At 60.1% G+C, this 24155-nt stretch carries 27 protein-coding genes; 12 read left to right on the top strand and 15 right to left on the bottom strand.

The features are described from left to right. The first annotated feature begins 54 nt into the window (after nucleotides 1-54). The 4 genes from AACY19_RS10345 to AACY19_RS10360 all read left to right on the top strand — a co-directional run bounded on the left by AACY19_RS10345 (nucleotide 55) and on the right by AACY19_RS10360 (nucleotide 2878). Complete coding sequence (locus tag AACY19_RS10345; protein WP_339450150.1) at nucleotides 55-894, top strand: AraC family transcriptional regulator; 840 nt, start codon at nucleotides 55-57, stop codon at nucleotides 892-894. 68 nt (nucleotides 895-962) lie between these two features. Continuing rightward, nucleotides 963-1541: a LysE family translocator gene (locus AACY19_RS10350; protein ID WP_339450151.1), complete on the top strand. Its 579-nt coding sequence runs from the start codon at nucleotides 963-965 to the stop codon at nucleotides 1539-1541. Between the two features lie 61 nt (nucleotides 1542-1602). Next, nucleotides 1603-1971, top strand: a complete 369-nt coding sequence (locus AACY19_RS10355) for a hypothetical protein (protein ID WP_339450152.1) — start codon at nucleotides 1603-1605, stop codon at nucleotides 1969-1971. 544 nt (nucleotides 1972-2515) lie between these two features. Further along, nucleotides 2516-2878: a DUF6124 family protein gene (locus tag AACY19_RS10360; protein ID WP_339450153.1), complete on the top strand. Its 363-nt coding sequence runs from the start codon at nucleotides 2516-2518 to the stop codon at nucleotides 2876-2878. A gap of 130 nt (nucleotides 2879-3008) precedes the next feature. Here the strand turns inward: AACY19_RS10360 and AACY19_RS10365 are convergent, their stop codons facing one another. The 3 genes from AACY19_RS10365 to AACY19_RS10375 are packed head-to-tail and all read right to left on the bottom strand — an operon-like array spanning nucleotide 3009 to nucleotide 5216. Beyond that, nucleotides 3009-3518 carry a hypothetical protein gene (locus tag AACY19_RS10365; protein ID WP_339450154.1) on the bottom strand — a complete coding sequence of 170 codons (510 nt, stop codon included), beginning with the start codon at nucleotides 3516-3518 and terminating at the stop codon, nucleotides 3009-3011. Beyond that, nucleotides 3502-4608: a DNA alkylation repair protein gene (locus AACY19_RS10370; protein WP_339450155.1), complete on the bottom strand. Its 1107-nt coding sequence runs from the start codon at nucleotides 4606-4608 to the stop codon at nucleotides 3502-3504. Before AACY19_RS10370 ends, AACY19_RS10365 begins: the two co-directional genes overlap by 17 nt. A 2-nt stretch (nucleotides 4609-4610) precedes the next feature. Beyond that, nucleotides 4611-5216, bottom strand: coding sequence for a glutathione S-transferase (locus AACY19_RS10375; RefSeq protein WP_339450156.1), 606 nt, complete (start codon nucleotides 5214-5216; stop codon nucleotides 4611-4613). A gap of 348 nt (nucleotides 5217-5564) precedes the next feature. Here AACY19_RS10375 and AACY19_RS10380 point away from each other — a divergent pair, with 348 nt between their 5' ends. After that, complete coding sequence (locus AACY19_RS10380; protein WP_339450157.1) at nucleotides 5565-6773, top strand: hypothetical protein; 1209 nt, start codon at nucleotides 5565-5567, stop codon at nucleotides 6771-6773. A gap of 49 nt (nucleotides 6774-6822) precedes the next feature. Here AACY19_RS10380 and AACY19_RS10385 read toward each other — a convergent pair whose 3' ends face one another. Beyond that, nucleotides 6823-7731: a MurR/RpiR family transcriptional regulator gene (locus AACY19_RS10385; RefSeq protein WP_339450158.1), complete on the bottom strand. Its 909-nt coding sequence runs from the start codon at nucleotides 7729-7731 to the stop codon at nucleotides 6823-6825. Nucleotides 7732-8144: 413 nt separating this feature from the next. Between AACY19_RS10385 and AACY19_RS10390 the strand changes: the two genes are divergently transcribed. The 3 genes from AACY19_RS10390 (at nucleotide 8145) to AACY19_RS10400 (ending at nucleotide 10688) form a co-directional block, all read left to right on the top strand. Continuing rightward, nucleotides 8145-8549, top strand: coding sequence for a TraR/DksA family transcriptional regulator (locus AACY19_RS10390; protein WP_003225981.1), 405 nt, complete (start codon nucleotides 8145-8147; stop codon nucleotides 8547-8549). 598 nt (nucleotides 8550-9147) lie between these two features. Further along, nucleotides 9148-10371 carry a methyl-accepting chemotaxis protein gene (locus tag AACY19_RS10395; RefSeq protein ID WP_445262302.1) on the top strand — a complete coding sequence of 408 codons (1224 nt, stop codon included), beginning with the start codon at nucleotides 9148-9150 and terminating at the stop codon, nucleotides 10369-10371. A gap of 113 nt (nucleotides 10372-10484) precedes the next feature. After that, nucleotides 10485-10688 carry a hypothetical protein gene (locus AACY19_RS10400; RefSeq protein ID WP_339450160.1) on the top strand — a complete coding sequence of 68 codons (204 nt, stop codon included), beginning with the start codon at nucleotides 10485-10487 and terminating at the stop codon, nucleotides 10686-10688. A 6-nt stretch (nucleotides 10689-10694) separates the two neighbouring features. On the opposite strand, the gene AACY19_RS10405 is transcribed toward AACY19_RS10400, so the two are convergent. Together AACY19_RS10405 and AACY19_RS10410 are read right to left on the bottom strand one after the other, a co-directional pair. After that, complete coding sequence (locus tag AACY19_RS10405) at nucleotides 10695-10931, bottom strand: DUF2789 family protein (protein WP_339450161.1); 237 nt, start codon at nucleotides 10929-10931, stop codon at nucleotides 10695-10697. Nucleotides 10932-10979: 48 nt separating this feature from the next. Next, complete coding sequence (locus AACY19_RS10410; protein ID WP_445262303.1) at nucleotides 10980-11189, bottom strand: hypothetical protein; 210 nt, start codon at nucleotides 11187-11189, stop codon at nucleotides 10980-10982. Nucleotides 11190-11659: 470 nt separating this feature from the next. Between AACY19_RS10410 and AACY19_RS10415 the strand changes: the two genes are divergently transcribed. The 3 genes from AACY19_RS10415 to AACY19_RS10425 all read left to right on the top strand — a co-directional run bounded on the left by AACY19_RS10415 (nucleotide 11660) and on the right by AACY19_RS10425 (nucleotide 13468). Further along, nucleotides 11660-12130, top strand: coding sequence for a hypothetical protein (locus AACY19_RS10415; RefSeq protein WP_339450163.1), 471 nt, complete (start codon nucleotides 11660-11662; stop codon nucleotides 12128-12130). Beyond that, nucleotides 12127-12324, top strand: coding sequence for a hypothetical protein (locus tag AACY19_RS10420; RefSeq protein WP_339450164.1), 198 nt, complete (start codon nucleotides 12127-12129; stop codon nucleotides 12322-12324). Before AACY19_RS10415 ends, AACY19_RS10420 begins: the two co-directional genes overlap by 4 nt. Nucleotides 12325-12451: 127 nt before the next feature. After that, a complete protein-coding gene (locus AACY19_RS10425) occupies nucleotides 12452-13468 on the top strand; it encodes an ABC transporter substrate-binding protein (RefSeq protein ID WP_339450165.1) in 1017 nt (338 codons plus the stop codon). Nucleotides 13469-13567: 99 nt separating this feature from the next. Here the strand turns inward: AACY19_RS10425 and AACY19_RS10430 are convergent, their stop codons facing one another. Continuing rightward, nucleotides 13568-15700: a TonB-dependent receptor gene (locus AACY19_RS10430; RefSeq protein ID WP_339450166.1), complete on the bottom strand. Its 2133-nt coding sequence runs from the start codon at nucleotides 15698-15700 to the stop codon at nucleotides 13568-13570. Between the two features lie 92 nt (nucleotides 15701-15792). Beyond that, nucleotides 15793-16182: a DUF2946 domain-containing protein gene (locus AACY19_RS10435; RefSeq protein ID WP_339450167.1), complete on the bottom strand. Its 390-nt coding sequence runs from the start codon at nucleotides 16180-16182 to the stop codon at nucleotides 15793-15795. 93 nt (nucleotides 16183-16275) lie between these two features. On the opposite strand from AACY19_RS10435, the gene AACY19_RS10440 reads away from it, so the two are divergent. Continuing rightward, a complete protein-coding gene (locus AACY19_RS10440; RefSeq protein ID WP_339450168.1) occupies nucleotides 16276-16716 on the top strand; it encodes a DUF3995 domain-containing protein in 441 nt (146 codons plus the stop codon). Between the two features lie 127 nt (nucleotides 16717-16843). Here AACY19_RS10440 and AACY19_RS10445 read toward each other — a convergent pair whose 3' ends face one another. From AACY19_RS10445 to AACY19_RS10475, 7 genes are all read right to left on the bottom strand, one after another. Continuing rightward, entirely contained in the window at nucleotides 16844-17206 is a 363-nt protein-coding gene (locus AACY19_RS10445; protein ID WP_339450169.1) for a Na+/H+ antiporter subunit G, read from the bottom strand. Then, complete coding sequence (locus AACY19_RS10450) at nucleotides 17203-17481, bottom strand: K+/H+ antiporter subunit F (protein WP_085586382.1); 279 nt, start codon at nucleotides 17479-17481, stop codon at nucleotides 17203-17205. The genes AACY19_RS10445 and AACY19_RS10450 overlap by 4 nt, the downstream gene beginning before the upstream one ends. Beyond that, a complete protein-coding gene (locus AACY19_RS10455) occupies nucleotides 17478-17966 on the bottom strand; it encodes a Na+/H+ antiporter subunit E (RefSeq protein WP_339450170.1) in 489 nt (162 codons plus the stop codon). Before AACY19_RS10455 ends, AACY19_RS10450 begins: the two co-directional genes overlap by 4 nt. Further along, nucleotides 17963-19642 carry a monovalent cation/H+ antiporter subunit D gene (locus tag AACY19_RS10460; RefSeq protein WP_339450171.1) on the bottom strand — a complete coding sequence of 560 codons (1680 nt, stop codon included), beginning with the start codon at nucleotides 19640-19642 and terminating at the stop codon, nucleotides 17963-17965. The genes AACY19_RS10455 and AACY19_RS10460 overlap by 4 nt, the downstream gene beginning before the upstream one ends. Continuing rightward, complete coding sequence (locus AACY19_RS10465) at nucleotides 19639-19983, bottom strand: Na+/H+ antiporter subunit C (RefSeq protein WP_339450172.1); 345 nt, start codon at nucleotides 19981-19983, stop codon at nucleotides 19639-19641. Before AACY19_RS10465 ends, AACY19_RS10460 begins: the two co-directional genes overlap by 4 nt. Next, nucleotides 19983-22901, bottom strand: coding sequence for a monovalent cation/H+ antiporter subunit A (locus AACY19_RS10470; RefSeq protein WP_339450173.1), 2919 nt, complete (start codon nucleotides 22899-22901; stop codon nucleotides 19983-19985). The genes AACY19_RS10465 and AACY19_RS10470 overlap by 1 nt, the downstream gene beginning before the upstream one ends. A gap of 250 nt (nucleotides 22902-23151) precedes the next feature. Next, the gene (locus tag AACY19_RS10475; RefSeq protein WP_339450174.1) at nucleotides 23152-24087 is read right to left on the bottom strand and encodes a DMT family transporter; all 936 of its coding nucleotides are present in this window, start codon (nucleotides 24085-24087) and stop codon (nucleotides 23152-23154) included. Nucleotides 24088-24155 lie beyond the last annotated feature (68 nt).

Consider the following 24155-nt stretch of genomic DNA (forward strand, 5'->3'; position numbering starts at 1 on the left):
CCTCGACGCGCCAGATGTGGATTACTGGCCTCAGCCCATCACCGTATTCAAGCCATGAGCAACTGGATCAACCTCACCCACGACCGGGAAACCGGCATCGAAACCCTGCACGCGCACTTTGCCGGGCACGCGCACGCCTACGATCCGCACTGGCATGAGACGTACCTGATCGGTTTCACCGAGCAAGGTGTGCAGCGCTTCAACAGCCGTCGGGCACGGCATGACAGTACGCCGGGGAAGGTCTTCATGCTTGAGCCCGGTGATATTCATGACGGCGATGCGCCGAGTCCGGATGGCTTCACCTATCGCATGCTCTACCTGCAACCGGCGTGGCTGGAGCAGGCGCTGGACGGCTTGCAGCTGGACGGTTGCGTCGGCGGCCTGCCGGGCATTGGCAATGTACTCAACGACGATCCGGCGCTGGCTCGCGCGACGCTGCTGGCGTTCAATGCGCTGCATCAACAGGACGTGCGCATGGTTCGCGAGGTGGCGCTGGATGCCTTGCTCGAACGGCTGGCGCTGCATTTGTACCGACGCCCGCAACCGTCCACCACGATGCGTGCGCCGATGATTGCCCGCCAGGCCAGGGACTATCTGATGGCCTACCACGAGCAGGACATCAGCCTGCACACCCTGGCGCAGGTGTGCGGCACCGACCGTTTTCGCTTGACCCGTGCATTCAAGGCGGCCTATGGCCTGGCGCCGCATGCGTGGCTGATCCAGTTGCGTCTCAGCCGTGGCCGCCAGCTCCTTGCCGCCGGCGTGCAACCGGTGGAGGTGGCGAGCCGGCTTGGTTTCGCCGATCAAAGCCATCTGGGGCGCTGGTTCGTGCGCGCCTACGGCATCACCCCCGGCGCCTATCAACAACGTGCCAGCGGCGCCATTCGCCGCTGAACAAACGTTCAAGACCATCGCAGCGCACAAGCGCCACAGTAGGCCCTGTCTTTCAAAAGGGCCGTGCCATGCTTGCGTTCATCCTCTTTGCCTTCGTTGCCTCGATCACCCCGGGGCCGACCAACCTGATTGTGCTGAGTACCAGCGCGCGGCATGGCTGGCGGCCGTGTCTGCCGATCATCCTGGGCGCGGGCGTGGGCGCCGCTTCGCTGGTGTGGGTCGCCGGCGCTGGCGCCAGCACCCTGATGCTGCCCGGCGTGCGCCCGGTGATCAGCGGCCTCGGACTGTGCTGGATGCTGTGGCTGGCGTGGCAGATATTCAATTCCCCCGTCGCGGCTATCGATCCGGCGGAAGGCGAGGAAAAGTCCGAACTGGGTCTGGTCGGTGCCGCGCTGTTGCAATGGGTAAACCCCAAGTCATGGATGATGGCGATTGCCGTGATCAGTGTGTTCACTGCCCAGGGCCAGGGGCTGAACGCGCTGTGCCTGACATTCTTTCTGGTGTCGTTGCCGTGCCTGGCGATGTGGGCGCTGCTGGGCCGGGGTGCCGCTCGCTGGCTCAGCAACCCCGCGCAGTTGCGCTGGCTGAACCGGGTGCTGGCGGTGTTGCTGGTCGTGTCCTCCGCCGCCGCTCTGCTCCACACCTGAGCGGGGCAGGGCTGAACCCGACTCGCGGTACGGGGGTGTGACAGGGCTTCAGGTTTGTGGGGTGCCTGCCGATGCAGTCAGCACGATTTCAACGGAAGCAGTCATGAACAAGGTTGTCACTTTACTCGCGCTGACCGCGTTCATTACCGGATGCCATCCGATTCTCAGCACCAGCCCGACTGATCCAGGACAGCCGGTTAAGGTCCAATTGCAATACGCCCCCGGTTCATTGGTTCCAGCGATCTCGATCCGCGCCAGTTGCGGCAATCGCGACATCGATCAGCAAGTCATGCAGGGCTTTGCTGACTACCGCTTTCCCGGCGATCCGATCATGCCGCCAGGGCAAAAGACCTATGAGGCAATCGCCGTGGTCAGAACCGACGGGATGAGCGAAAGGGAGCGAATCAGACAGGCCTACAAAAAGGATTGAGCATAGGGCGCAGTGGTTGTCGAAACAGGACTTCGCAGCCACTCCAGGGATTACCGCAAAATCACCTCCGATTCAGAGCCCGACACAACACCTGTGGGAGCGGGCTTGCTCGCGAAGGCGCCAGCCCGATCACCCCATCAATCATCCAATTACCCGCCATCGCATCAGCAAATCCTTTACTTCTAAACAGTAAAAAATAAAGCTGTTTAAACGAAGCCTCCAGTAACCACCCAAACCCTGCAAAGCCTTGCGCCGTTGCCTGCGACTAAGCCAGAATCCGCCGGCTTGTGCGTCTAGAGCGCGGGTTCTATCGTCTGTCGGTCACTGAAAAACAGTGATCGGATCGGGTTTGGTAGCCCGCCATAACTAGTCGCATCGTGCACCGTTCGCAGACCTCGTCAGGTCTCTGCTCAATGGTGGCCATGCGCAGGACACCTTCGGGTGTGCCGGGTCCTAGTTACCGGTCTACCAACCCGCGTGTGGCCGCCACCCTTCGTTTGGTAGCGAAGGAAAAGGCTTCAGTTCATCAACTAGGAGCTTCACCATGACCAAAACAACAACCAATCCCCCCGAAACCGACCCGACATCTCCCTACGAATCCCTCGATTCGAAAAAACTCCACGGCGCCGCTGAACGCGCCCTCGACCACTACCTCACCCCGGCCGCGCAAATCATGGCCAGCACCCGCCAGCCCGAACCCATGTACCTCGCCAACCCGAAGTACGAGACCGGATCCCTGCTCGCCAACGCCAGCGAAACCCTGGGCTCGGCCAGTGAAATGCTCAACAACTTCGCCGCCACGCTCGACACCTCCCACCGCAAAACCGCGCTGGGCATCGCACAAATAGTGATGCTCGGCGAAATCGCCGTAAACCGGGCGCTGTATAACGTTGAAATAGCCAACTGACCCTCCCGTGCGGCGAGGCGAATCCCTCGTCGCACGATGCTGGCGGAGCCGCGCTGGCACAGGGCCACGGCTTGCACCTGCCAGCCTCGACTGTCACCCTTCGGCCCGTTCTCAAGGATCAGAACGGCCGCTACTCTGAAGCGTCATGCGACTCGCAAAAAACGTTATCAAACGCCTTCTTCACTTGCTCCAACAATCCCTGATCGGCGTCTCGGGGTTTGCCATGGGAGCCGACAACATTGAATCCTCCTCGTTTGAAGAGCAATGCCAGTTCGGTCTCCAGAGGCGCGATGATGTCGCGCTTCAAACGATGCTCATCAAGTTCATTTTGCTCCGGAAAGATCGGCCCGAAAGCGACGAGTTCGAATTGGCATTCAAGTGGATTCCATCCGAGCTTTCTTACTTGTCGCAAGAGCATGTTGGCGGTTGCACTTGGTCGAACATCGAGGTGTTGTCCCAGGCGGGAAAAAGGCGAGGCGGCATACTTTGAGGAGCTATCGCCGGTGCGCCCGACATACACCGCCCTGTCTGTGCCGGATTCAAGGAGCCAGGCATAAAGCCAAAAGCCGCGCTCCAGAATGCTGCCATCAAACGATACTCTATGAACTTTCATTCCTGCCCTTTCAGTCAGTATTGACATTGAAGGCTGCGCCGGCCAACAACTCGCCGTTCACCATCACCTTGACCCCGTGCCGCCCGGCATGGTGCTTACGCGTCGTAAAATCCTTGATCACCTGCCGCCGCTGCACCACTTCCTCGGCAACCCCCGCCAACACCACCGTCTTCAACTTGAACACCTTCGCTGACAGCCCGCCATTCGCCTTCACATAGTCAATCGCATAATCAATCACCAACCGCTGCTCATGCGCCACCGTCGACTTCAGCGTAAACGACAACGTCATCGTCTCTCCTAGCCGCACATCCGCCGGCTCAACCCGCACATCGAGTAACTCGACCTCAGGCTTCGCCCCGGCACCAATCACCGTCAGCGCGCGCAAATCGCCCTGTTTGATCAAGCTGCGCAACGCGTGTTTGGCAATCCAGGCCGTGTGTCTGTTTTCCAGTGACCAGCCTTCAATCACATCCAGCACCCACTCCGGATGCTCTTTGGTCACATCGTTCAGATGATTCGCCACGGACTTGCGCACGTACAAACTCTCGTCAGCCTTCAACCGATCGAGGATTCCGGCAGCCAATCGCGGATCAGCCTGTACCGCTTCCAGGCGAAACGACCATGGCAGGCGAGGGCGGCTGCCTTCGCTGGCGAGACGGCGGACGTGGTGGTTTTCGTCCCGGGTCCAGTCGTGCATCAGCTCCAGCGAACGCTCCAGGTCACTGCGCAAAAAGTGGCGAATGGCGAATTCGGAGGAGCCGAAAGTGGTGAAGTATTTCAAGGCATCCATCGACACATCAAACGCATGCCCGCCGTAGCTCGCAACGAAATGTGGCAGGCACATGCTGACGAAACCGCTGTTCAGCCGTGGCGCAAGTTCGCGAAGGACATCGAGGGAATCCTCGTAATCCAGCGGCAACACGGCATGCAGGCTTTCGCTGACGCGGGCCATGCGCTGCATCACTGACAACTCGGCCAGGCCTTGATTGGCATGCTTGAGAAACGCCTGGGTCTTGAACGCCGGGTACACGGCGCTCATTTCTGTGGCGATGTGTTGCAGGCGCTCGGCGTTGAAGATTTCCTTTAGCGCCGGGGCGGCGGTTTCGTGGGTGCTCATGGTCAGGTCATCGGTGTGTTGACGAACGCTTCAAGCGCTTCGGCGTAGGCGGTGTAGCGGGCGATGTTTGGGTAGCGCGCAACGTCGATCTGGTCGGGGGCAACGAGTTCGGTGAAGCTCCAGGCAACGGCAAGGCTGATGCCGGCCTGGGTGAGAGTGCCGTCGGTGGGCAGCCCGCTTTTTTCCAGTTCAGCTTCGAGGGCGGTGAAGGCGGCGGCGAGTTGGCCTTCGACGCGTTCGACCCACGGTTGGTATTGGATGTCGGTCGGGCGCAGGTTGCGTTCGTAATAGAGTTGCACGGCTTTTTCGCAGGCGGCGAGGCTGAGGCCGATCAGGCGCAACGCGTAGGCGCGTTGTTTTAGATCGGTTGGCAGCAGGCTTTTACCGGAACTGGCTTCGAGGTAGTCGAGGATGAGGGTGGAATCCATCAGGACCACACCGTCGTCGAGAATCAGCGTCGGTGCCTTGACCACCGGGTTGACCTGCTGAAATTGCTCGAAGTGGCGAAACACCGAGAGCGACTCGTGTTCGAGGTCGATCTTCAGGGCTTTGGCGGAGATCGCCACGCGGCGCACGTAGGGTGAGTCGAGCATTCCGATCAGTTTCATGGGCGGTTCCTTGGCGTGCCTGATAGCTGGATGCCGAATGTAGCGGGAATAGCCCAGGGCTGCCTACAGGAAAGCCATTCGGTCGCTTGTCGTTGCTGTCTGTAACAACCGTGAAACACTCGAAAATAAAGGCCTGCACGGGCCTTGTCAGTTGTTTTGGCGGATCTATATTCAAAGTGCCAGCACCGTCCAGGGATGGAAAAGTTAAGCGAGCTTCAGGTCCTCTGATTCATTACTCGTTTGTATTACTCCTTTGCAGTCCATGACCCCGTGATCGTTGAGGCGCCGTCGCGCGCAAACAATGAAAACGCGCACGTCGGTCACATAAAAAGGGCAGAGGAGCATCTCATGAGTACTTTCCAGCGATTGGCAATTTGCGCGTTGTGTGTCGGTGTGGTGGCTTGCAGTAGCCGTCCGGAGCGCGGGGCCGTGGTGCAGCAATGGTCGGCGAATACCGAACAATTGAATTTCAAACCGATATTTCCGCCGCGCGGCAATTTTGAAGTGGGCGATCTTTATGTGGTGCGAGCGGCGAAAGCCGGGGCCAAGATGAAAACCGTCGACTACTACATGAGTTCGGTCTGGTTTGACCGGATGAGGCTGGATGATGAATTGGCAAAAGCTGCGCCGCACATCACGATGCAAAAGACTCCGGAGGATAAGTCTGGCCTGGTCGCGACAACGAGTGTCCCGGATCTTTTTGTGCCAAATACTTCAACGAAAATGAACGCATTGGTGGCGTTTCCCGGGTTCAGCTTTGCGTCACTGGCGGAAAGTGATCTTGGGCTCGGCGTGAGCAACAGTGCAATCGGTGCGTTTTTTGGTGGCGCACGCAAGTCGGCGTATTCGGTGGCCTACTCGGTGCCGGTGGCGGAAACCTATGGGGTGCTTTATGGCGATGCGCATCTTGCCGCGGACACTTATCTGAAAGCCTATACCGAGGCTAAACGCGACAAGTTGAAGGATGCCGTGGTCTCGTTGAAAAACGATGCGAAGGCCGTTGAGAAGGACGGCACCACGTCGGTGCTGGTACTGGTTACTCAGGTCTATCTGGCGCGTTCGCTGGATGTCGTGATTTCTTCAACAGACAGTAACGGTGCGCAATTGGCAGCGGTAACACGAGCGCTGACGGATCTGGATGAGCGCAAGACCGCCATTGAAAATCAGCTCAAGGCATTAAAACCAGCACCCAAGGCCGTTGCTGCGGCGGACGGCAAAGTTGCCGATGGCAAGGCCGCCGATGCTGCCCAGCCCGCCGTACCGGTCGCCAATCAGGCGTTGATCAAACAGAAGGAAACGGAGCTGGCGCAGGTCAACGCCGATATCCGCAAGCGTGTGGAGGCGGTGACGCCGGCCATGCCTGGGGTGACGGGTTCGGTCGTCAAGTCCACGGCAACGGGGCTGACGTTGCGGCAGGTCTTCGACACTCCGGTTGCGATTGGGTACTCGGGGATCAACATTGATATCGATACGCTCATAAAAGAGCGCAAGGTCGAAGAAGCGAAAGACATCGATACCTACCCGTTGAAACAGATGATGAAGGTCGAGATGAATTAAGCGAAGCGAAAGCACAACGCCGACCTGCCCGGGCAGGGCGGCGTTGTCTTCAGTCGTCGAACCCGGCTTGCTCATGGATCTCATCAACGTTCAGGCCCAAGCGATACGCCACCGCTACAAACAACGCCTGACACAAACACAAGGTCGCACTCAGCGAACGAAACGCCAGCGCACTCCCTTCATTCACCAGCAACAGACTGTTGGCTTTTTTAGCCAGGGGCGAGAGGTGGCTGTCGGTGAGGATCAGGGTGTTGGCCTGTTGCTGGCGGGCGTAGCGCAGGCAGTGTTGGGTTTCCCTGGCGTAGGGGGTAAAGCTGATGGCGATCACCAGATCATTCGCGCGCACGCTGCGCATTTGCTCGCGATAACTGCCGCCGAGCCCGGACACCAGGTGGATGCGTTTTTGCGTGTGTTGCAAGTTGTAAACGAGGTAGTCAGCGACGGCGAAGGAGCGGCGTACACCGACCACATAGATGGTATCGGCGTTGACGATCAGATCGACGGCTTTTTCGAAGGCTGTGTCATCGAGTTCGTGGCCCAGACGTTCGATGCCGCAGCGGGTGGCGTCAATGCATTCGCGGGCGAGGTCGCCGTCGCTGGCTTGCTGCGACGGGTTGGCGATCATGCTGCGGATGCGTTGCTGGTAGTTCTGCACCGGTGAGGCTTTGTGGGTGTAGGCGGTGCGGAACAGCGCCTGCATCTCGCTAAAGCCGCTGAATCCGAAACGTTGGGAGAAGCGGACGATGGCGGACGGGTGGACTTCGCACTCACGGGCAATGTCGCTGATGCGGTCGACCATGATCCGGTCGCTCTGCTGGCTCATGTAGCTGGCGATACGCTTGAGCTGGCGCGGCAGGGTTTCGTACTGGTCGGTGATCATTTGCAGCAGGCGTTCAGCGTTGATCGGGGGGCTGGCGAGAAGGGGCTCGCTGGAGGCCGGCTGATCGGTGCGGGACATGGGAAATCCTTCTGACCTGTTCTTCTATGGGGAGGGCAGCGCGCCCGTAGGCGGGCGCGATGCGAAGTCTACAGGGTAGTTCTGAATAAAAGCTCTAGCCTGCCGATAGCCTAGGGTAGGAAGTGATCGATAGCCGTTTGTCTTCTATATACAGCCGCTCGACTGAATTTCTTGCTATAAACGCACTCCGATGACCGCTGTGGTGCCTGTGTCAGAGTACTTTCCGGGCTTTGTCGGACAAATTCCCGGTATTTACAGTTGCTGAGGCCTCAATCGGGCCTTAGACTGCCGCCCCTTCGTAAATTGAGTGCCGGGTGGCGTTTGCAATAAACGATGCCTTTTCGACGACCGGACACGGTTTGCCGAAACGCTCCCTAATTCGCCTTAATGCACGTTTTTTTATAGAGATATCAATGACAAAGGACAAGTTGCTGGCCATGCCGGCAGATGACTACATGAATGCAGAGCAACACGCTTTCTTCACTGAGCTGTTGCAGAACATGAAAGTCGAAACCCACGAGCGCATTGAGCAAAACCGTATCGCCATCGAAAGCCTGGACACCCCGGCCGATCCGGCGGACGCGGCTTCGGTTGAAGAAGAGCGCACCTGGCTGGTGAACGCGATTGATCGCGACCAGCGCATGCTGCCGCAACTGGAACAAGCCCTTGAGCGCATCAAGGAAGACAGCTTTGGCTGGTGCGACGACAGCGGCGAGGCCATTGGCCTGAAACGCCTGCTGATCAGCCCGACCACCAAATACTGCATCGAAGCTCAAGAACGCCACGAGCAGATCGACAAGCACCAGCGTCAGGCCTGATTTTTCCGGCGCTGTGATCGCGGGCAAGTCCGCCCCGCAGGGTTCATCAACGAACCTGTGGGAGCCGGGCTTGCCCGCGAAGCTTTTTATCGTCCGCAATATTTCCGGTTGTTTCCATTGACCTGCCGCAGACCCCACGACTAACGGACCATGGATAATGGCGTTGTAGTGGCGTTTAATGCAGCAACAATAATGAGAACAAGCGTGGGGTGTTGAAATGACGAGAGATGGATCTCTGGTTGGGGCTTTGCCTGCACCAGTGCTGTTGCCGAAAAACCGCTGGATCGCGCCAACCCTGCAAAGTATCGCCCTGATGCTGTTGCTCGCTGGCATGACGTTGGGCGAAGCGTCGCTGTACGTTGGCATGCCGCTGGCTGTGCTGATTGTCTGGCTGCCGCGCCTGCGCTCCCGTGCAACCCCCGATACCACGCCTGCCGACACTGGCAGCGCGATTTCCGAACTGACCCGCGATCTTTCCTACACCACCAGCCACAATGCCTTGTCGGCGGCCGGGGTGGCGTTTTCTGTCAGGGAACTGGCCGGCAAACTCGAATCGCAACTCGATGCCGCCGCGCGGATCGTCAGCAATGCCGAAGTGATGATCGCCACCGAGCATGCCACCTCTCAGCTCAGCCGCGCCGCATTGACGGCCGCCAGCGAAGCTCACCACAGCAGCGCGGCGGGGCGCAGCGAACTGGTCGACTCGATTGCGCGTATGCATCAACTCAGTCAGCGCGCCAATGCCAGCCGCGAACTGATCGAAGCCTTGAGCCTGCGCAGCGATGACATTCAGCGCGTGACGCTGGTGATCCAGTCCATCGCCAGCCAGACCAATCTGCTGGCATTGAACGCGGCGATTGAAGCCGCGCGGGCCGGCGAGCACGGTCGCGGATTTGCAGTGGTGGCGGATGAGGTGCGCGGTCTCGCGGCGCGCACCGCTTCGGCGACCGGCGAAGTGGGTGAGATGGTTGCCGATATTCAGCAACGCACCGCACAGGTGGTGGAGCAGATTCGTGAGCTGTCGAGCGATTTGCAAACCGGCGTTGAGCAGGTCGAGCACACCGGCCAGCATCTGGAGAACATTGCGCGTCTGGCTGCCGGGGTGGAAGGACAGGTGGGCGAAATTGCCCAAGGCGCCGAAACCAATCGCGAGCAACTCGACAGCCTGTTCAAGGCCATCGAACAGATGCGCAGCGATCTGGCCATCAGCGACCAACAGACTCGCCTGCTCGCCGAAGCCGCCGTGCAAATGGAAGGGCAGGCGGAAACCATCAGCGAGCGCCTGGCCGAGGTAGGGCTGGATGACTATCACCAACGCATCTACGACCTGGCGCGCGAAGGTGCGAGCCAGATTGCAGCGCGGTTCGAGGCGGATGTCGAGCAGGGTCGCATCAGTCTCGAGGATCTGTTTGATCGCCACTATCAGCCCATCGCCAATACCCAGCCGGCCAAGTACCAGACACGTTTTGACCGCTACACCGATCAGGTGCTGCCGGCCATTCAGGAGCCGCTGTTGCCGCGTCATGAAGGTCTGGTATTCGCGATTGCCTGCACGCAGCAGGGCTATGTGCCGACGCACAACCAGGCGTTCAGCCAGCCATTGACCGGCGATGTCCAGGTCGATTCGGTCAACAACCGGACCAAGCGCAAATTTGCCGACCGCACCGGTATTCGCTGCGGCAGTCATCAGCAACCGGTGCTTTTGCAGACCTATACCCGCGACACCGGTGAATTGATGCACGATCTGTCGGTGCCGATCATGATCAAGGGGCGGCATTGGGGTGGGTTGCGTCTGGGCTACAAGCCGCAGGAACCGCGCTGAGGGATTATTACCGTCAGTGCAATGAATCTGTGCACGGCGGTTGCTGTTTCCTCTCGAGAGAAACCATTAATCTGCCTACTTAGTTAGGTGGCTAATGATTTCGGGAGGTCGACATGCAATGCAGAGTTGATGTCGCAGTGATGATCGGCAGCGGCGTACCTGCCGGGTTGCGTGCCATGGGGCGCAGCGTGTGCTGGGTGGTGCTGCTCAATGGCGAGCGCCGCGGCACTGCGTTTGCCAGTCGCGACGAGGCTGAAGAGTGCAGGGCTGCATGGCTCGAACAATTGCAAAACGAGCCGGGTGACAGCCTGCACTGATCAGGTTCATTTGCCGCGATGCAGCCGCACATTCAGTTCATCGACCATGACGGCTTCCTCGCCGTCGGCGCGTAGCCACTCTTTCAGCAACTGCGCCTGTTGGGGCGTCCAGAAGTCGGCATCAATCAGTTTGGTATTGGCATCCAGCGGGTGCGCCTCGATGAAGTCGTCGATGGCGCCGCCCTCGGAAGGCAGCCCCAACTGATCGAACAGGGTTTTCAGGTCATACGCAGGCAGTTCCATCGTGTGCTCCTTGGTCATGCGCCAGGCTGGCGCGGTCGATCACTCTCTTTATCTGAGGCAGGCATTGCCCAAGAGTTCGATCTTCGATTCCAGTGAGCGGGCGAGGGCGCAGGCTTCGTTATGATCCCCGCGGAAACCTCTGACAAGCCCGGTCGATTTTTCTTTGATATGAAAGAAGGCGTTGCCGGCAAGAACCACTTGAAAGCGCGCAGGATGACCGTTTGAGACGGCCATCGGCAGGTCATTAGCGCACGGCATCTGCAGAAGGAGTGGAGACTTGATTGGGGCGTCAGTGGGCAAGGCGAGGTGAGTCAAAGTGCACATATGAAGTCCTTTTCATCAGTCGGCCAATATTTACCGGCCATTTCGGGTAGTCGGAATGAGCATCGCTGCTCTAGAATCGCCAGTACCTGTTGACGACAGGGCTTATCTAAAGCAATTTTCTGCGAGCGATATGTCGGAAAAGTGCTTTTTTTCGTGAGAATTTTCCCTAAAGTTCGTAGTCAGCTTTCCAGGGGCGCCGGTAAGGAATTTTCCTTCGTGATTTGGCGACATCAGCGCAGGTCACGCGAGTGACTTTCCAGTAGTCTTGCGAACCTCGTGACCGGATCAGCACCCAGCTCATTCCGGACTTTTATGTAAGTCATTTGGCAGCACCGTCGGCCTGGCCGTTATTTTTTGCCGTGCGCGTTTTCCGTGTGCGGTTTTTCAAATGTGGGGATGTTTCTTTGGCAGTCAGTAACCTCGATATGCATGCTTTGTTCGTGCTCGGTGATTTGCGTGCAAAGCTGGTCAAGCAGTTCCAATCGCGTTTTGTGTACATCACCGAGCAAAACGCCGAAGGCATTTACGTTGCCGAGATTGATACCGAAAGTGCATTGGTGGTCGATGACAAACCGGGGCTCAAGCTCAAGGTGGGTGATCATTTCAGTGCGTCGGTCCTGCCCAGCCGTGAAGGCGGCAAGATGGACATCCGTTTTCGCGAAATCAAACTGACGGTGTATGGCATTGGTGACTACGCCTTTGTCTCGACGGCAGAGGGCGAGGCGATTCTGTTCAAGGAAGGCCATAGCGTGGTGACGGTATTCGCCGCTCACCAACAATTGCAGGAAGGCCTGACCAAAACCCTGAAAGCCGTCACCGCCAAAGCCGCCAAGTGGCGCAAAGGTGAGTTGGTGACCTTCAAGGCCAGCGAGTGAGCCGCGCCGACTTCCACTCGCAAAACCTCGACAGCGCCCGTGCAGAAGCCCGACGTTTGTTCGCCGCGAAGGTCGAGATGCAGGGCGCGTGGTTAGGTTGGGTGGCGTCGCAAATCTACGCACTGCGTCCGGCTGCCTATGCCAGCATGGTCAGACGCGAGCTGCAAAGCTTGCAGGAAAATTCTGAATCGTAACCTCGTCAGGGCCATGCCCCTGAAAAAGCAGGAACCTCGGCTACAGTCAGTTGACTGAGTATTCTGAGGCTTGCGGTCTTCTGTCAGGCCACCCTGCCATTGCTGTGAACAACGCGAGGTGCGATGCATGAACGGATTTCGACGGTTAATGGCCGCGTCGCTGGCTACATTGGGTTTGCTGACGTCCGCACCCGCGGTGATGGCGGCGCAGACTCCGATCCATTTCGCCGACCTGAACTGGGAAAGCGGCAGCCTGATCACCGATGTCCTGCGGATCATCGTCGAGAAGGGCTACGGCCTGCCGACTGACACCCTGCCGGGCACCACCATCACGCTGGAAACTGCGCTGGCCAACAATGACATTCAGGTCATTGGCGAAGAGTGGGCCGGGCGCAGTCCGGTGTGGGTCAAGGCTGAGGCGCAGGGCAAGGTCGTCAGCCTCGGTGACACGGTCAAGGGCGCCACCGAGGGCTGGTGGGTGCCGGAATACGTGATCAAGGGCGATCCGGCCAAGGGCATCAAGCCGCTTGCACCGGATCTGCGTAGCGTCAGCGACCTGAAAAAGTACAAGGATGTGTTCAAGGACCCGGAAAACCCGAGCAAGGGGCGTTTCCTCAACAGCCCGATTGGCTGGACCTCTGAAGTGGTGAACAAACAGAAACTCACGGCTTACGGATTGCAGGATGACTTCACCAATTTCCGCAGCGGCTCCGGTGCGGCGCTGGATGCGGAGATCAGTTCGTCGATTCGTCGGGGCAAGCCGGTGCTGTTTTATTACTGGTCACCGACGCCATTGCTCGGCAAATTCAAACTGGTTCAGCTGGAAGAGCCGCCGTTCGATGCCGAGGCATGGAAGACCCTGACCGATGCCGATAACCCCAATCCAAAACCGACCCGCTCCCTGGCTTCGAAGCTGTCGATTGGCGTGTCCACGCCGTTTCAGAAGCAGTATCCCGAGATTGCGGCGTTCTTCAGCAAAGTCGACTTTCCAATCGAGCCGCTGAACAAAGCACTTGCGCAGATGAGCGAGACGCACACTCCGCCACGGGAAGCTGCAGCGGCCTTCATGAAAGCGCATCCGGACGTGTGGCAGGCGTGGTTGCCGAAGGAAGTGGCGGACAAGGTTTCGGCTGATCTGAAATAGGGGTTGAGGTGACTGGCCTTTTCGCGAGCAAGCCCGCTCCCACACTGGATTTGTGCCGTTCACAAAACCTGTGTGGGAGCGGGCTTGCTCGCGAAGCTTTTAGAATCTCGTCTGCACCGCCAACTCAAAAGTGCGCGGCGTTCCCAGGTAATACGCCGGCGACACATGGGCAAACTCGGCATACACCTCGTTGGTCAGGTTGCGTAACCGCCCGGTGACGGTGGTGTGGGCGTCAACCTTGTAGCTGAGAAAGCTGCCGAACAGCGTGTACGACGGCACGGTCATGGTGTTGGCCGTGTCGGCATACACTGATGCCACATACCGTGCGTCGACCCCACCTTTCCATTGCGGCGAAAAATCGTAGGTCAGCCACAGATTGCCGACCCGATCCGGCACATTGGTCGGCGTATTGCCTTTGCGCGACACCACCGCACCCGCCGCGTTTTTCTCGGTGAAGTCGTCGTACTGCGCATCGACCCAGGCGAAGTTGCCCTCGGCCAATAGCTGGTCGGTGATCTGCAGCGAGCTGGCAACCTCGATGCCTTTCGACGTCTGCTGACCGACCGGAATGCTGCTGGTCGGGTCCAGTGGGTCAGTCACGGCGAAGTCCTTGCGCTCGATGGTGTAGGCCGCCACCGTCGCCGAGCCTCGCCCGTTCAGGTAGTCAAACTTGCTGCCAATCTCCCATTGTTTGCCCGTCGAGACGTCGAAGTCCTGCGTGCCGTTCGGTTGCTCGGCGGCGGTGCTGTACTGCGTGTAGACATTGGCGGAGGGAATGAATTGCCAGGTCAGGCCGATGCGTCCGGTGACCGGCTCCCAACTGCGTTTGAGGTGCTTGGGGTTGGTCGCGGTGACGGTGCGGTGGTTGGTCACGACGAGGTCGATGTCGTCGTAACGCACGCCGGTGAGCAGCGATAACGTGTCGGTGAGTGCCAGACGGTTTTCCGCGAACAGCGCCTTGGTGGTGACCTCGTTGGTTTTGTCGCTGATCAGCTTAGGGTGGGTGCCGGGAATGTCATAGAAATGCCCGGGTCGGTAGTTATTCGGGTTTACCGTGCTCGCGCCTTTGACGTTGAGCGGGGAGTTGGTGGTCTGGTTGACCTTGTACTCGAAACCGCCCGACCAAGTGGTGTCGAGGCCAAAAAGCGTGTTGTCGTGACGCAGCTCGAACTGGTTGCCGTTCTGCTCGCCCTGATGTCGGACCTGGTACGCGGTGGAGCGGTTTACCGCACTGTTGTCGACGTTGTACTGATAGGTTTCGAGGTTGCGATAGTCGCGCTGGCTGTCGAGGTGATACAGCGTGTTGCGCAGGGTGGTGCTGTCGTTGATCTGGTAGTCGATGATCGAGCGCACCCAGAGCGTCCGCTGTTCGTAGCGACCGTCCTCGACGTTGTAGTTGTTGAAGCGGTTGTGTTTGTCGATTTTCAACTCGCCGGCTTTCGGGTTGAGCACTGGCGTGCCCCAGTAGGGACTGTTTTCGTGTTCGTCCTGATATTCCACGGCGAGGGTGTGCGACAGGTCGGGTGTGAGGTCGCTGAGCACTGAAAGCGCCACGCTCCAGGCATCGCGTTCCTGGCGGTCGATGTAGCCGTTGCTGGTGTTGTGGCTGACGTCGAGGCGCGCGTAGTGCTGCACATCGGCGCTTGGATCAGTCAGCGCGTGGTTGAGGCCGAAGGCGGTTGCGGTCGTGTCGTAGGTGCCATAGCTGACTCGGCCTTCAACGGCTTTTTCATCGCGGCTGGCCAGTTTGGTGACGTAGTTGAGCGAACCGCCTACCGAGCCTGCACCATTGATCAGCGACGATGGGCCGCCGACCAGTTCGACCCGATCATAGATCCATGCGTCTACCGGGCGTGCGAGGCCACCGGAGACGTTGATGCCGTTGAACATCTGAGTGATCTGGCTGCTGGTGAAACCGCGATAGGAGACGAAGCCGCCGAAGCCCGGTGGCGCGCTGGCGTTGACTCCGGGCAAGGTGTTGGCGGCGTCCTGGAAGTTTTGCGCGCCATGGCGTTCGATGTCATTGCGATTGGCGATGGCCACCGAGGCCGGGGTGTCGCGCACGCTCAAACCGAGGCGCGAAGCCATGCCGCTGGATTGGTCCAGGCTCAGACCAGGCTCGGCGCCGGTTTCGCCATCAATCGTGATCGGCGCCAGATCCACGGTGGACTGCGCCCAGGCGTTAATGGACAGGCAGCCACACAGGCTCGCCAGCAAAGTAAGTTGTTTCATCATTGAATCCTGAATGCTTGTCTAGGCGTCAGCGCACAAGCGCACGCCACGCGTTGGCGCAGTGGGCTGACAAATCAATAGGGCAAGAACACTCAGGCGAGCGGCGGAGCGCGAGGATTGGCCGAAGGCCAGGTGAAGCGGGCAGGGAGGTCGGCGCTGACGATGGGCGCCTGCGGCGGACTGTGTTGTTCCGGCAGGATCGCCAGGGTCAGACTGGAGTTGAATGCCGGCCCCATGCCGCCACCGACGGAGCACAGTGGGCAGCCGAATGCCTTGGACAGCGTCGGCAGTTGTTCTTCCGTGGGGTTGGAGGCAAGCGGCGCCTGGGTGGCCGGGTCGACGGTACAGAACTGGCCGCCGATACCGTTGAGCTGCATGCCGACCATTTGTCCGTGACCGATGCTGCACGCGAACACGTTGAACAGGACGCAGCAATAGAGCATCCAGGCCAGTAGTGAGCGATCGGAGCGGGAGAATTTCATGGGGCGGCACTTTACCGTACCGCTGATCGGTCGTGCACTTCAAAAAATGCCGACTAGGATGATCTGTTCAAATCCCTTTCAAGGATTTCAACCATGACCTTTGTGTTGGCTCAATGGCTGGTGACGGTATTTGCGTTGATCAGCCTGATGCATGTGTATTGGGCGCTCGGTGGACAGTGGGCGGCGGCAGCAGTGGTGCCGCAGGTGCCGGTGCGCGGTTTTGTCGCAACGGTGCAACCGGCGTTCAAGCCGTCGGGATGGCTGACGTTGATTGTGGCTGGCGCGCTGTTGGCGATTGCGGCGTTGGTGTGCATGCGGGTTGGCTGGGGGATGCCGGCGGTGACGCACAAGGCGTTGCAATGGGTGATCAGCGCGATTGCATTGTTGATGTTCGCCCGGGCGATTGGTGATTCGAATCTGGTCGGGTTTTTCAAGGAAGTGAAGGATTCGCGGTTTGCCCGGCTGGATACGTGGGTGTATTCGCCGTTGTGTGCGCTGTTGGGCGCGGGGTTGTTGGCGGTGGCGTGGGTTTGAGGTTTCAGGTTCAGAGGCCATCTTGAGGTCGCTTTCGCGAGCGGCCCGCTCCCCCAGTTGCAATACGTTCTCTTGTGGGAGAGAGCCTGCTCGCGAAAGGGCCAGTCCAGCCACCGACAACTCTGGACTAACCACCGCTTTCGGTGCGACGGCTGCTGACCTCGGCCGGCACATCATCTCCGGCCATGCGTTTGCGGAACAGCGCCGCTCGCGCCAGCAGCAATGTGGTCACTGGCACCGTGATCGCCAGCAGAATGGGGATCAGCCAGGCATGCAGTACGGGCGCCGATTTCAATGCCGAGAAGCAAATGATCGACGCGAGCGCCACACACCACGCGCCCAGCGTTGAAGCCAGGGCCGGTGGGTGCATGCGCTGGAAAAAATCCTGCATCCGCAACAACCCGATGGCACCGATCAGCGCAAACACGCCGCTGAGCAGCAGCAGGATCGCCACCGGAATCTCGACCCACAAAGACAATTCGGCATTCATTCGATCACCTCGCCACGCAGCAGGAATTTCGCCAGGGCAAACGAGCCGACAAAGCCGAACAGTGCGATCAGCAGCGCCGCTTCGAAGTAGGTATCACTGGAATAACGGATGCCCAGGGTCAGCATCATCAGCATGGCGACGATGTACAGATAATCCAGCGCCAGTACCCGATCCTGCGCCGATGGACCCCGGAACAGGCGTACCAGCGTCAGCACCATCGCCAACGAGAACAGGAACAGCGTCAGCAGGATTGCGTTCGACAGTAACGGGCTCATTCGAAAATCTCCATCAGCGGCCGCTCGTAGGTGGACTTGAAGTGCTCGATGAACTGCGCTTCGTCATCCAGATGCCAGACGTGCAGCAGCAGGACGCTGCGGTCCAGCGCCAGTTCCGACCACACCGTGCCGGGCACCACCGTGCAGATCATGGCCAGTGTCGCCAGACCGTGTGCGTCGCGCAGTTCCAGTGGCACTTTGACGAAGCGCGACTGCAACGGGCGGCGACGGGTGTTGAGGACGCCCCACGCCACCACCAGATTGGACACCACCACGTCTCGCCCAACGAGCAGGAGCAAGCGCAGGATCGTCCCCGGTCGGCGAATGCGAGCGCGTTTTGGCCGCAATTTACGCATCATCAACGGTGCAGCAAAACCCAATGCAGCGCCGAGCAGCAGGTTGCCCGGGCTGAGCGACAGGTTCAGCGCGAGCCACAATGCCCACAGCGCCAGCGACAGCCAGGGTGCAGGAAACATGCGATTCATGGCTGCACCTCCAGCATCGCGGCTTTGGCTTCCGGGCTCGGCACCGCGCGGGTGCCGATCACCGCCGTCACGTACTGCTGCGGGTTTTTCAGCGCGTCAGCCGTGGCCTGGGTGTAGCGCAGCAGCGGTTCCGCCTTGAAGGTCAGGGCGATGCTCAGCCCCAGCAGCAGGAAGATCGGTACGCACTCAAGTTTGCGCAGCAACGGCGACGGGCGTTCCTCCGGCGTCCAGAAACGCTGAATGCCGAGACGCGAGAACGTCATCAGCGCCGCCAGCCCGGACAGGATCAGCAGCGCCAGCAGCGCCCACGCAGCATTCGAAATCGGCGCGCTGGTGCCCAGGCCCATCGGGTTGAGCAAGGCGCCGATCAGATTGAGCTTGCCGATAAACCCCGACAGCGGTGGCATGCCGATGATCAGCAGCGCGCAGGCGATGAAGCTCAGGCCGAGAAACGCCATCGTCCACGGGATCACCTGACCGACCACGGCTTTCTGTTCGTCGTCGAGGTTGATGCCTTTGGGCGGTTGCAGGGATTCCTGCGGGCGCGGCAGCATTTCGCTTTCGTCTTCCAGCGGGATTTCGTTGGCCGAGCGCGAACGTTCGATCAACTCCGCCAGCAGGAACAGCGCGCTCAGCGCCAGGGTCGAGCTGACCACGTAGAACAGCGCGGCGCCGATCAGGTTGGGCTGGGCGAAACCGATGGCCGACAACAGGATGCCGGCTGACACCAGAATGCTCAGGCTGGCCATGCGCTCCAGCCGTTGCGCCGCAATGATTGCCAGCGCTGCGCAGGCGATAGTCGCCATGCCGCCGTAGATCAGCCAGTCACCACCGAAGAAGGCCGAAGCTCCTGCTTGCCCGGAGAACCACAAGGTCCATAGGCGCAGCAGGGTATAGACGCCGACCTTGGTCATGATCGCAAACATCGCTGCGACCGGCGCGCTGGCCGAAGAGTAGGCCGGCACCAGCCAGAAGTTCAGCGGCCACATACCGGCCTTGGCGAGGAATGCGACGGCGAGAATCCCTGCACCGGCATGGAGCAAGCCCCGGTCGGCTTCCGGCACCAGCGGAATCTTCAGTGCGAGATCGGCCATGTTCAGCGTACCGGTGACGCCATAGATCAGCGCCGCGCCGATCAAGAACAGCGATGAGGCGAGGAGGTTGATCGAGATGTAATGCAACCCCGACGACACCCGTGCCCGTCCGGAACCGTGCAGCAACAAGCCGTATGACGCGGCCAGCAACACTTCAAAGAACACGAACAGGTTGAACAGGTCCGCCGTCAGGAACGCCCCGTACAGGCCCATCAACTGAATCTGGAACAAGGCGTGGAAGCTCGACCCCGCACCGTCCCAACGGGCCATCGCAAAGAGCAGGGCGCTGACGCCGATGATACCGGTCAGCACCAGCATCAATGCCGACAGGCGATCGACCACCAGCACGATGCCGAACGGCGCCTGCCAGTTGCCCGGCAGGTAGACGCCAATGGAACCGGGGATACCTGTGGTTTGCGTCCATTGCAGCAGCATGACCGAAATGAACAGGCCGAGGAGGCTGGAGAACAGGTTGATCTTTGCCTTCAGCGGCCGGTGCCGCTCGCCGAGCATCAGCATGATGGCGGCGGTCAGCAGCGGCAGCAGAATCGGTGCGGCGATCAGGTGAGTCATTGCCATCATTCCTTGGGCTCCCGGCCGTCGACGTGGTCGGTGCCGGTCAGCCCGCGCGAGGCGAGCAGGACGACAAGGAACAACGCCGTCATGGCGAAGCTGATGACGATGGCGGTGAGGACCAAGGCCTGTGGCAACGGATCGGTGTAGTGCAGCAAATCCTGGGTGACGCCGTCCTTGATCACCGGCTCCTTGCCGATGAACAGGCTGCCCATGCTGAAGATGAACAGGTTCACGCCATAGGACAGCAGGCACAGGCCCATGACCACCTGGAACGTCCGTGGCCGCAGGATCAACCAGACCCCGGACGCGGCGAGGGCGCCGATGGCGATTGCGATGACTTCTTCCATCAGACGGCTCCTTTGCTGGCGACGGACTTGGGCAGCGATGCGGTCTTGTGACCCCGCACCGATTGGTGGGCGAGGGCGGTGAGGATCAGCAGGGTCGATCCGACCACCACACCGTAAACACCAATGTCGAAGAACAGGGCGCTGGCGATATGGATGTCACCCAGCACCGGCAGGGTAAAGTGCCAGGTGTGCGTGGTCAGGAACGGATAGCCGACCAGCATCGCGCCGAGCCCGGTAGCGGTGGCGAACAGCAGACCGGTGCCCATCCAGCGCAAGGGGCGCAGGCTCATCTGCGCTTCGACCCACTGCGTGCCGGCGACCATGTATTGCAGAATGAACGCCACCGACATCACCAGACCGGCGACAAAACCGCCGCCGGGCTGGTTGTGACCGCGCATGAACAGGTAAAACGACACCACCAGCGCAATCGGCAGCAGCAGGCGCACCAGCACCGCCGGCACCATCATGAAACCGAGCGCGGTGTCGCTGGCCGAGCGCGGGTTGACCAGATCGGTGACCACGTCCGGTGCGAGCAGGCGTTGCTGGGCCGGCAGTTGCAGGCTTTCTTTCGGCGGGCGGAAGCGGCGCAGCAGGGCGAACACGGTCAGCGCCACCGCGACCAGCACGGTGATTTCGCCGAGGGTGTCAAAGCCACGGAAGTCCACCAGCATGACGTTGACCACGTTGCTGCCACCGCCCTCGGGCAGGGCGCGGCTGAGGTAAAACGAGGAAATGTCATTCGGCGTCTGCCGCGTCAGCATCGCGTAGGACAGCAATGCCATACCGCCACCGACGGCAATCGACAGAAGCAGGTCGCGCAGACGGCGAATCCGCGCCTTGCGCAGGCTGCTCGGCAGTGGCGAAACTTCTTCGATGCGTCGTGGCAGCCAGCGCAAGCCAAGCAGGATCAACACCGTGGTCACCACTTCGACCGCCAGTTGCGTCAGGGCCAGATCCGGTGCCGAAAACCAGACGAAGGTCACGCAGGTCATCAACCCGCAGACGCTGACCATGGTCAGGGCCGCGAGCCGGTGATACTTCGCCTGCCATGCCGCGCCGAGGGCGCAGGCAATCGCCAAAAGCCACAGGGTCACGAAAACGATGGAACCGGGAATCTTCGGCCGGTCGCCCCAGCTCAGATGGCTGTGCAGCATCGGGATCAGGCCGGCGAGCACCGCCGCCAACACCATCAGGAACAATTGCATTTGCAGGCGCTTGGTGCCGAGGCGGCGTTCCAGGCGGCGGGCCATGCGCATCACCACCACAAGGCTGCGCTCGAACAGGCGCTTGCCGTTGAAGCGGCCCACCAGTGGCGGGTATTTGAAACGCCCGCGCTTGAGCTGATTGCGCAGCAGCAGATAAACGACGATACCGCCGGACATGGCGATCAGGCTCATGATCATCGGTGCGTTCAGGCCGTGCCAGATCGCCAGGCTGTATTCCGGCAGGGTGCCGCCCACCACCGGCAGTGCGGCCGCCGCGAGCAACGGGCCAACCACTTGTGCCGGGAAGATGCCGACGACGAGGCAGGCGAACACCAGCAGTTCAACCGGGGCGCGCATCCAGCGCGGCGGTTCGTGCGGGGTATGCGGCAGGTCTGTTGCCGGAGGGCCGAAGAACACATCAACGGTGAAACGCAGGGAGTAGGCGACGCTGAGCGTACCGGCGATGGTCGCGACAATCGGCAGCGCGGCTTCGACCCAGGCGGTAGCGTTGATGAACACGGTTTCGGCGAAAAACATTTCTTTCGACAGGAAGCCGTTCAGCAGCGGCACCCCGGCCATCGATGCGCTGGCAACCATCGCCAGTGTCGCGGTGAACGGAATCAGCTTGATCAGGCCACTGAGCTTGCGGATGTCGCGGGTGCCGCTTTCGTGGTCGATGATGCCGGCGGCCATGAACAGCGATGCTTTGAACGTCGCGTGGTTAAGGATGTGAAACACCGCGGCGACTGCAGCCAGAGGACTGTTGAGGCCCAGCAGCAGGGTGATCAACCCCAGGTGGCTGATCGTCGAGTACGCGAGCAGTCCTTTCAGATCGTTCTGGAACATCGCGCAATACGCACCGAGCAGCAGCGTACACGCACCGGCACCGCTGACGATGTAGAACCATTCTTCGCTGCCGGACAGCGACGGCCACAGGCGCGCGAGGAGGAATACCCCGGCCTTGACCATGGTTGCCGAGTGCAGGTATGCGGAGACCGGTGTCGGCGCCGCCATTGCGTGGGGCAGCCAGAAGTGGAAGGGAAACTGCGCACTTTTGCTGAGTGCGCCGATGAGAATCAGCGGAAGGAGAACGGGGTAAAGGGCATGTGCGCGAATCAGATCGCCGGCGGCCAGGACCTTGTCGAGGTCATAGCTGCCGACGACATGGCCGAGAATCATGACCCCCGCCAGCAGGCATAGTCCGCCGGCCCCCGTCACCATGAGCGCCATGTAGGCGCCACGACGGGCGTCGGCACGGTGGTGCCAGTAACCAATGAGCAGGAACGAGAAGAGACTGGTCAGCTCCCAGAAAAACACCATCTGGATCAGGTTGCCGGAGATCACCAAACCGAGCATCGCGCCCATGAACGCGAGGAAAAACGCGAAGAAGCGTGGCACCGGGTCATCCGGCGACATGTAATAACGGGCATATAAAGAGACGAGGGTGCCGATGCCCAGAACCAGCATCGAGAACAGCCAGGCGAAGCCGTCCATGCGCAGGATGAAGTTCAGGCCGAGGCTGGGCAGCCACATGAATTCTTCGCGGATCACGCCGCCGTGGGCGATTTGCGGGTACAGCATCGCAACCTGGACCGTACCGATCAGGGCGACCAGGCCTGCCAACAGGGATTCGGCATTACGCGCATTGTGTGGCAGCACCGCTGCCAGACAGCTGCCAATGAATGGCAGAAGCAGTAGAACTATCAGGGACATAGGCTTCTAATCTGCGGAAGTTTGTGAAGCATCATACGTGCCAGTTCCTCGATCACCAAACGCCAGGATGTCTCAGAATCCTACAAAGTAGTCTGAAGGATTGTGTTTAGCCTTGTTTCAGAAGGAGTGAGGGTGTTGGTGATGACTCCTTCGCGCGCCAGCCCGCTGCCACGATGGTTCGGTGTACCCGACAACAGGTGGGAGAGGGCTGGCACGCGAAGCATGGGGCAGACGCTGGTGATGTTGTGGTTTAACCCTGCGTTTCCTGCTCCAGCTCAGCGTCGGCTTCTGCCACCTTACCCTTGGTTTTCAACTCACTGACAATCACCGCCGCGACAATCAACCCTGCGCCTGCCAGCGCAATCGCCGGCAACCGCTCGCCGGCAATCCGCCCGACGATCCCGGCCCACACCGGCTCACCGGCGTAGATCAGTGTGGCCCGGGTCGGCGAAACACTCTTCTGCGCCCAGTTCATCGCCACTTGAATCGCCGCACTCGCCGCGCCCAGCCCCAGCGCCGTCACCAGTAGCGTCCAGGAAAAATCCGGAAGCATTTCTCCGGTCGGCACCACCAGCAGGAACGACAGCACCGATGTCATGGCCAGTTGCACGACCGTCACTCGACGCACATCAACCTGGCCGGCATAGGTGCTGATCAAAATGATTTCGGCGGCAATGGCGATGGCGCTGATCAGCGTCGCGATCTCGCCGGGACTGAAATTCAGCGCCGCCCCGGAAGGCCCCGACAACAACATCAATCCGGTGAACGCCAACATGATGCCGATACTCGGCATCAGCCCCGGACGTCGCCCAAGCACCAGCCATTGCAGCAAAGGTACAAACGGTACATAGAGCGCGGTAATGAAGGCCGATTGACTGCTTGGAATAGTTTGCAGGCCGACTGTCTGCAAGCCGTAACCGAGCATGATCGCCACCCCGATGAAGCTACCGGCCTTGAGTTCGAACAGGGTCAGTTCGCGCAGATGGCGCCACGAGCACAACGCAACGATGCACGCCGCCGCGGCAAACCGCAGGCCGACGAAAAACATCGGGCCGCTGACGGTCATCGCGTGTTGCACCAGCAGGAAGGTGCCGCCCCAGATCATGGTGATCAATACCAGCACGCACTCGGCTTTGCTGAAACGGGAGACGCGGAGAGGCGTGGGGGAGTTGTTCAGCGACGTCATGACCTTGCGCACTATAAAAAAGAGGACGCACAATGCGTCCAACGTTGCGCAGTATACTGCCCAACCTC

Source organism: Pseudomonas sp. EA_5y_Pfl2_R50, assembly GCF_963970475.1.
GTDB lineage: Bacteria > Pseudomonadota > Gammaproteobacteria > Pseudomonadales > Pseudomonadaceae > Aquipseudomonas.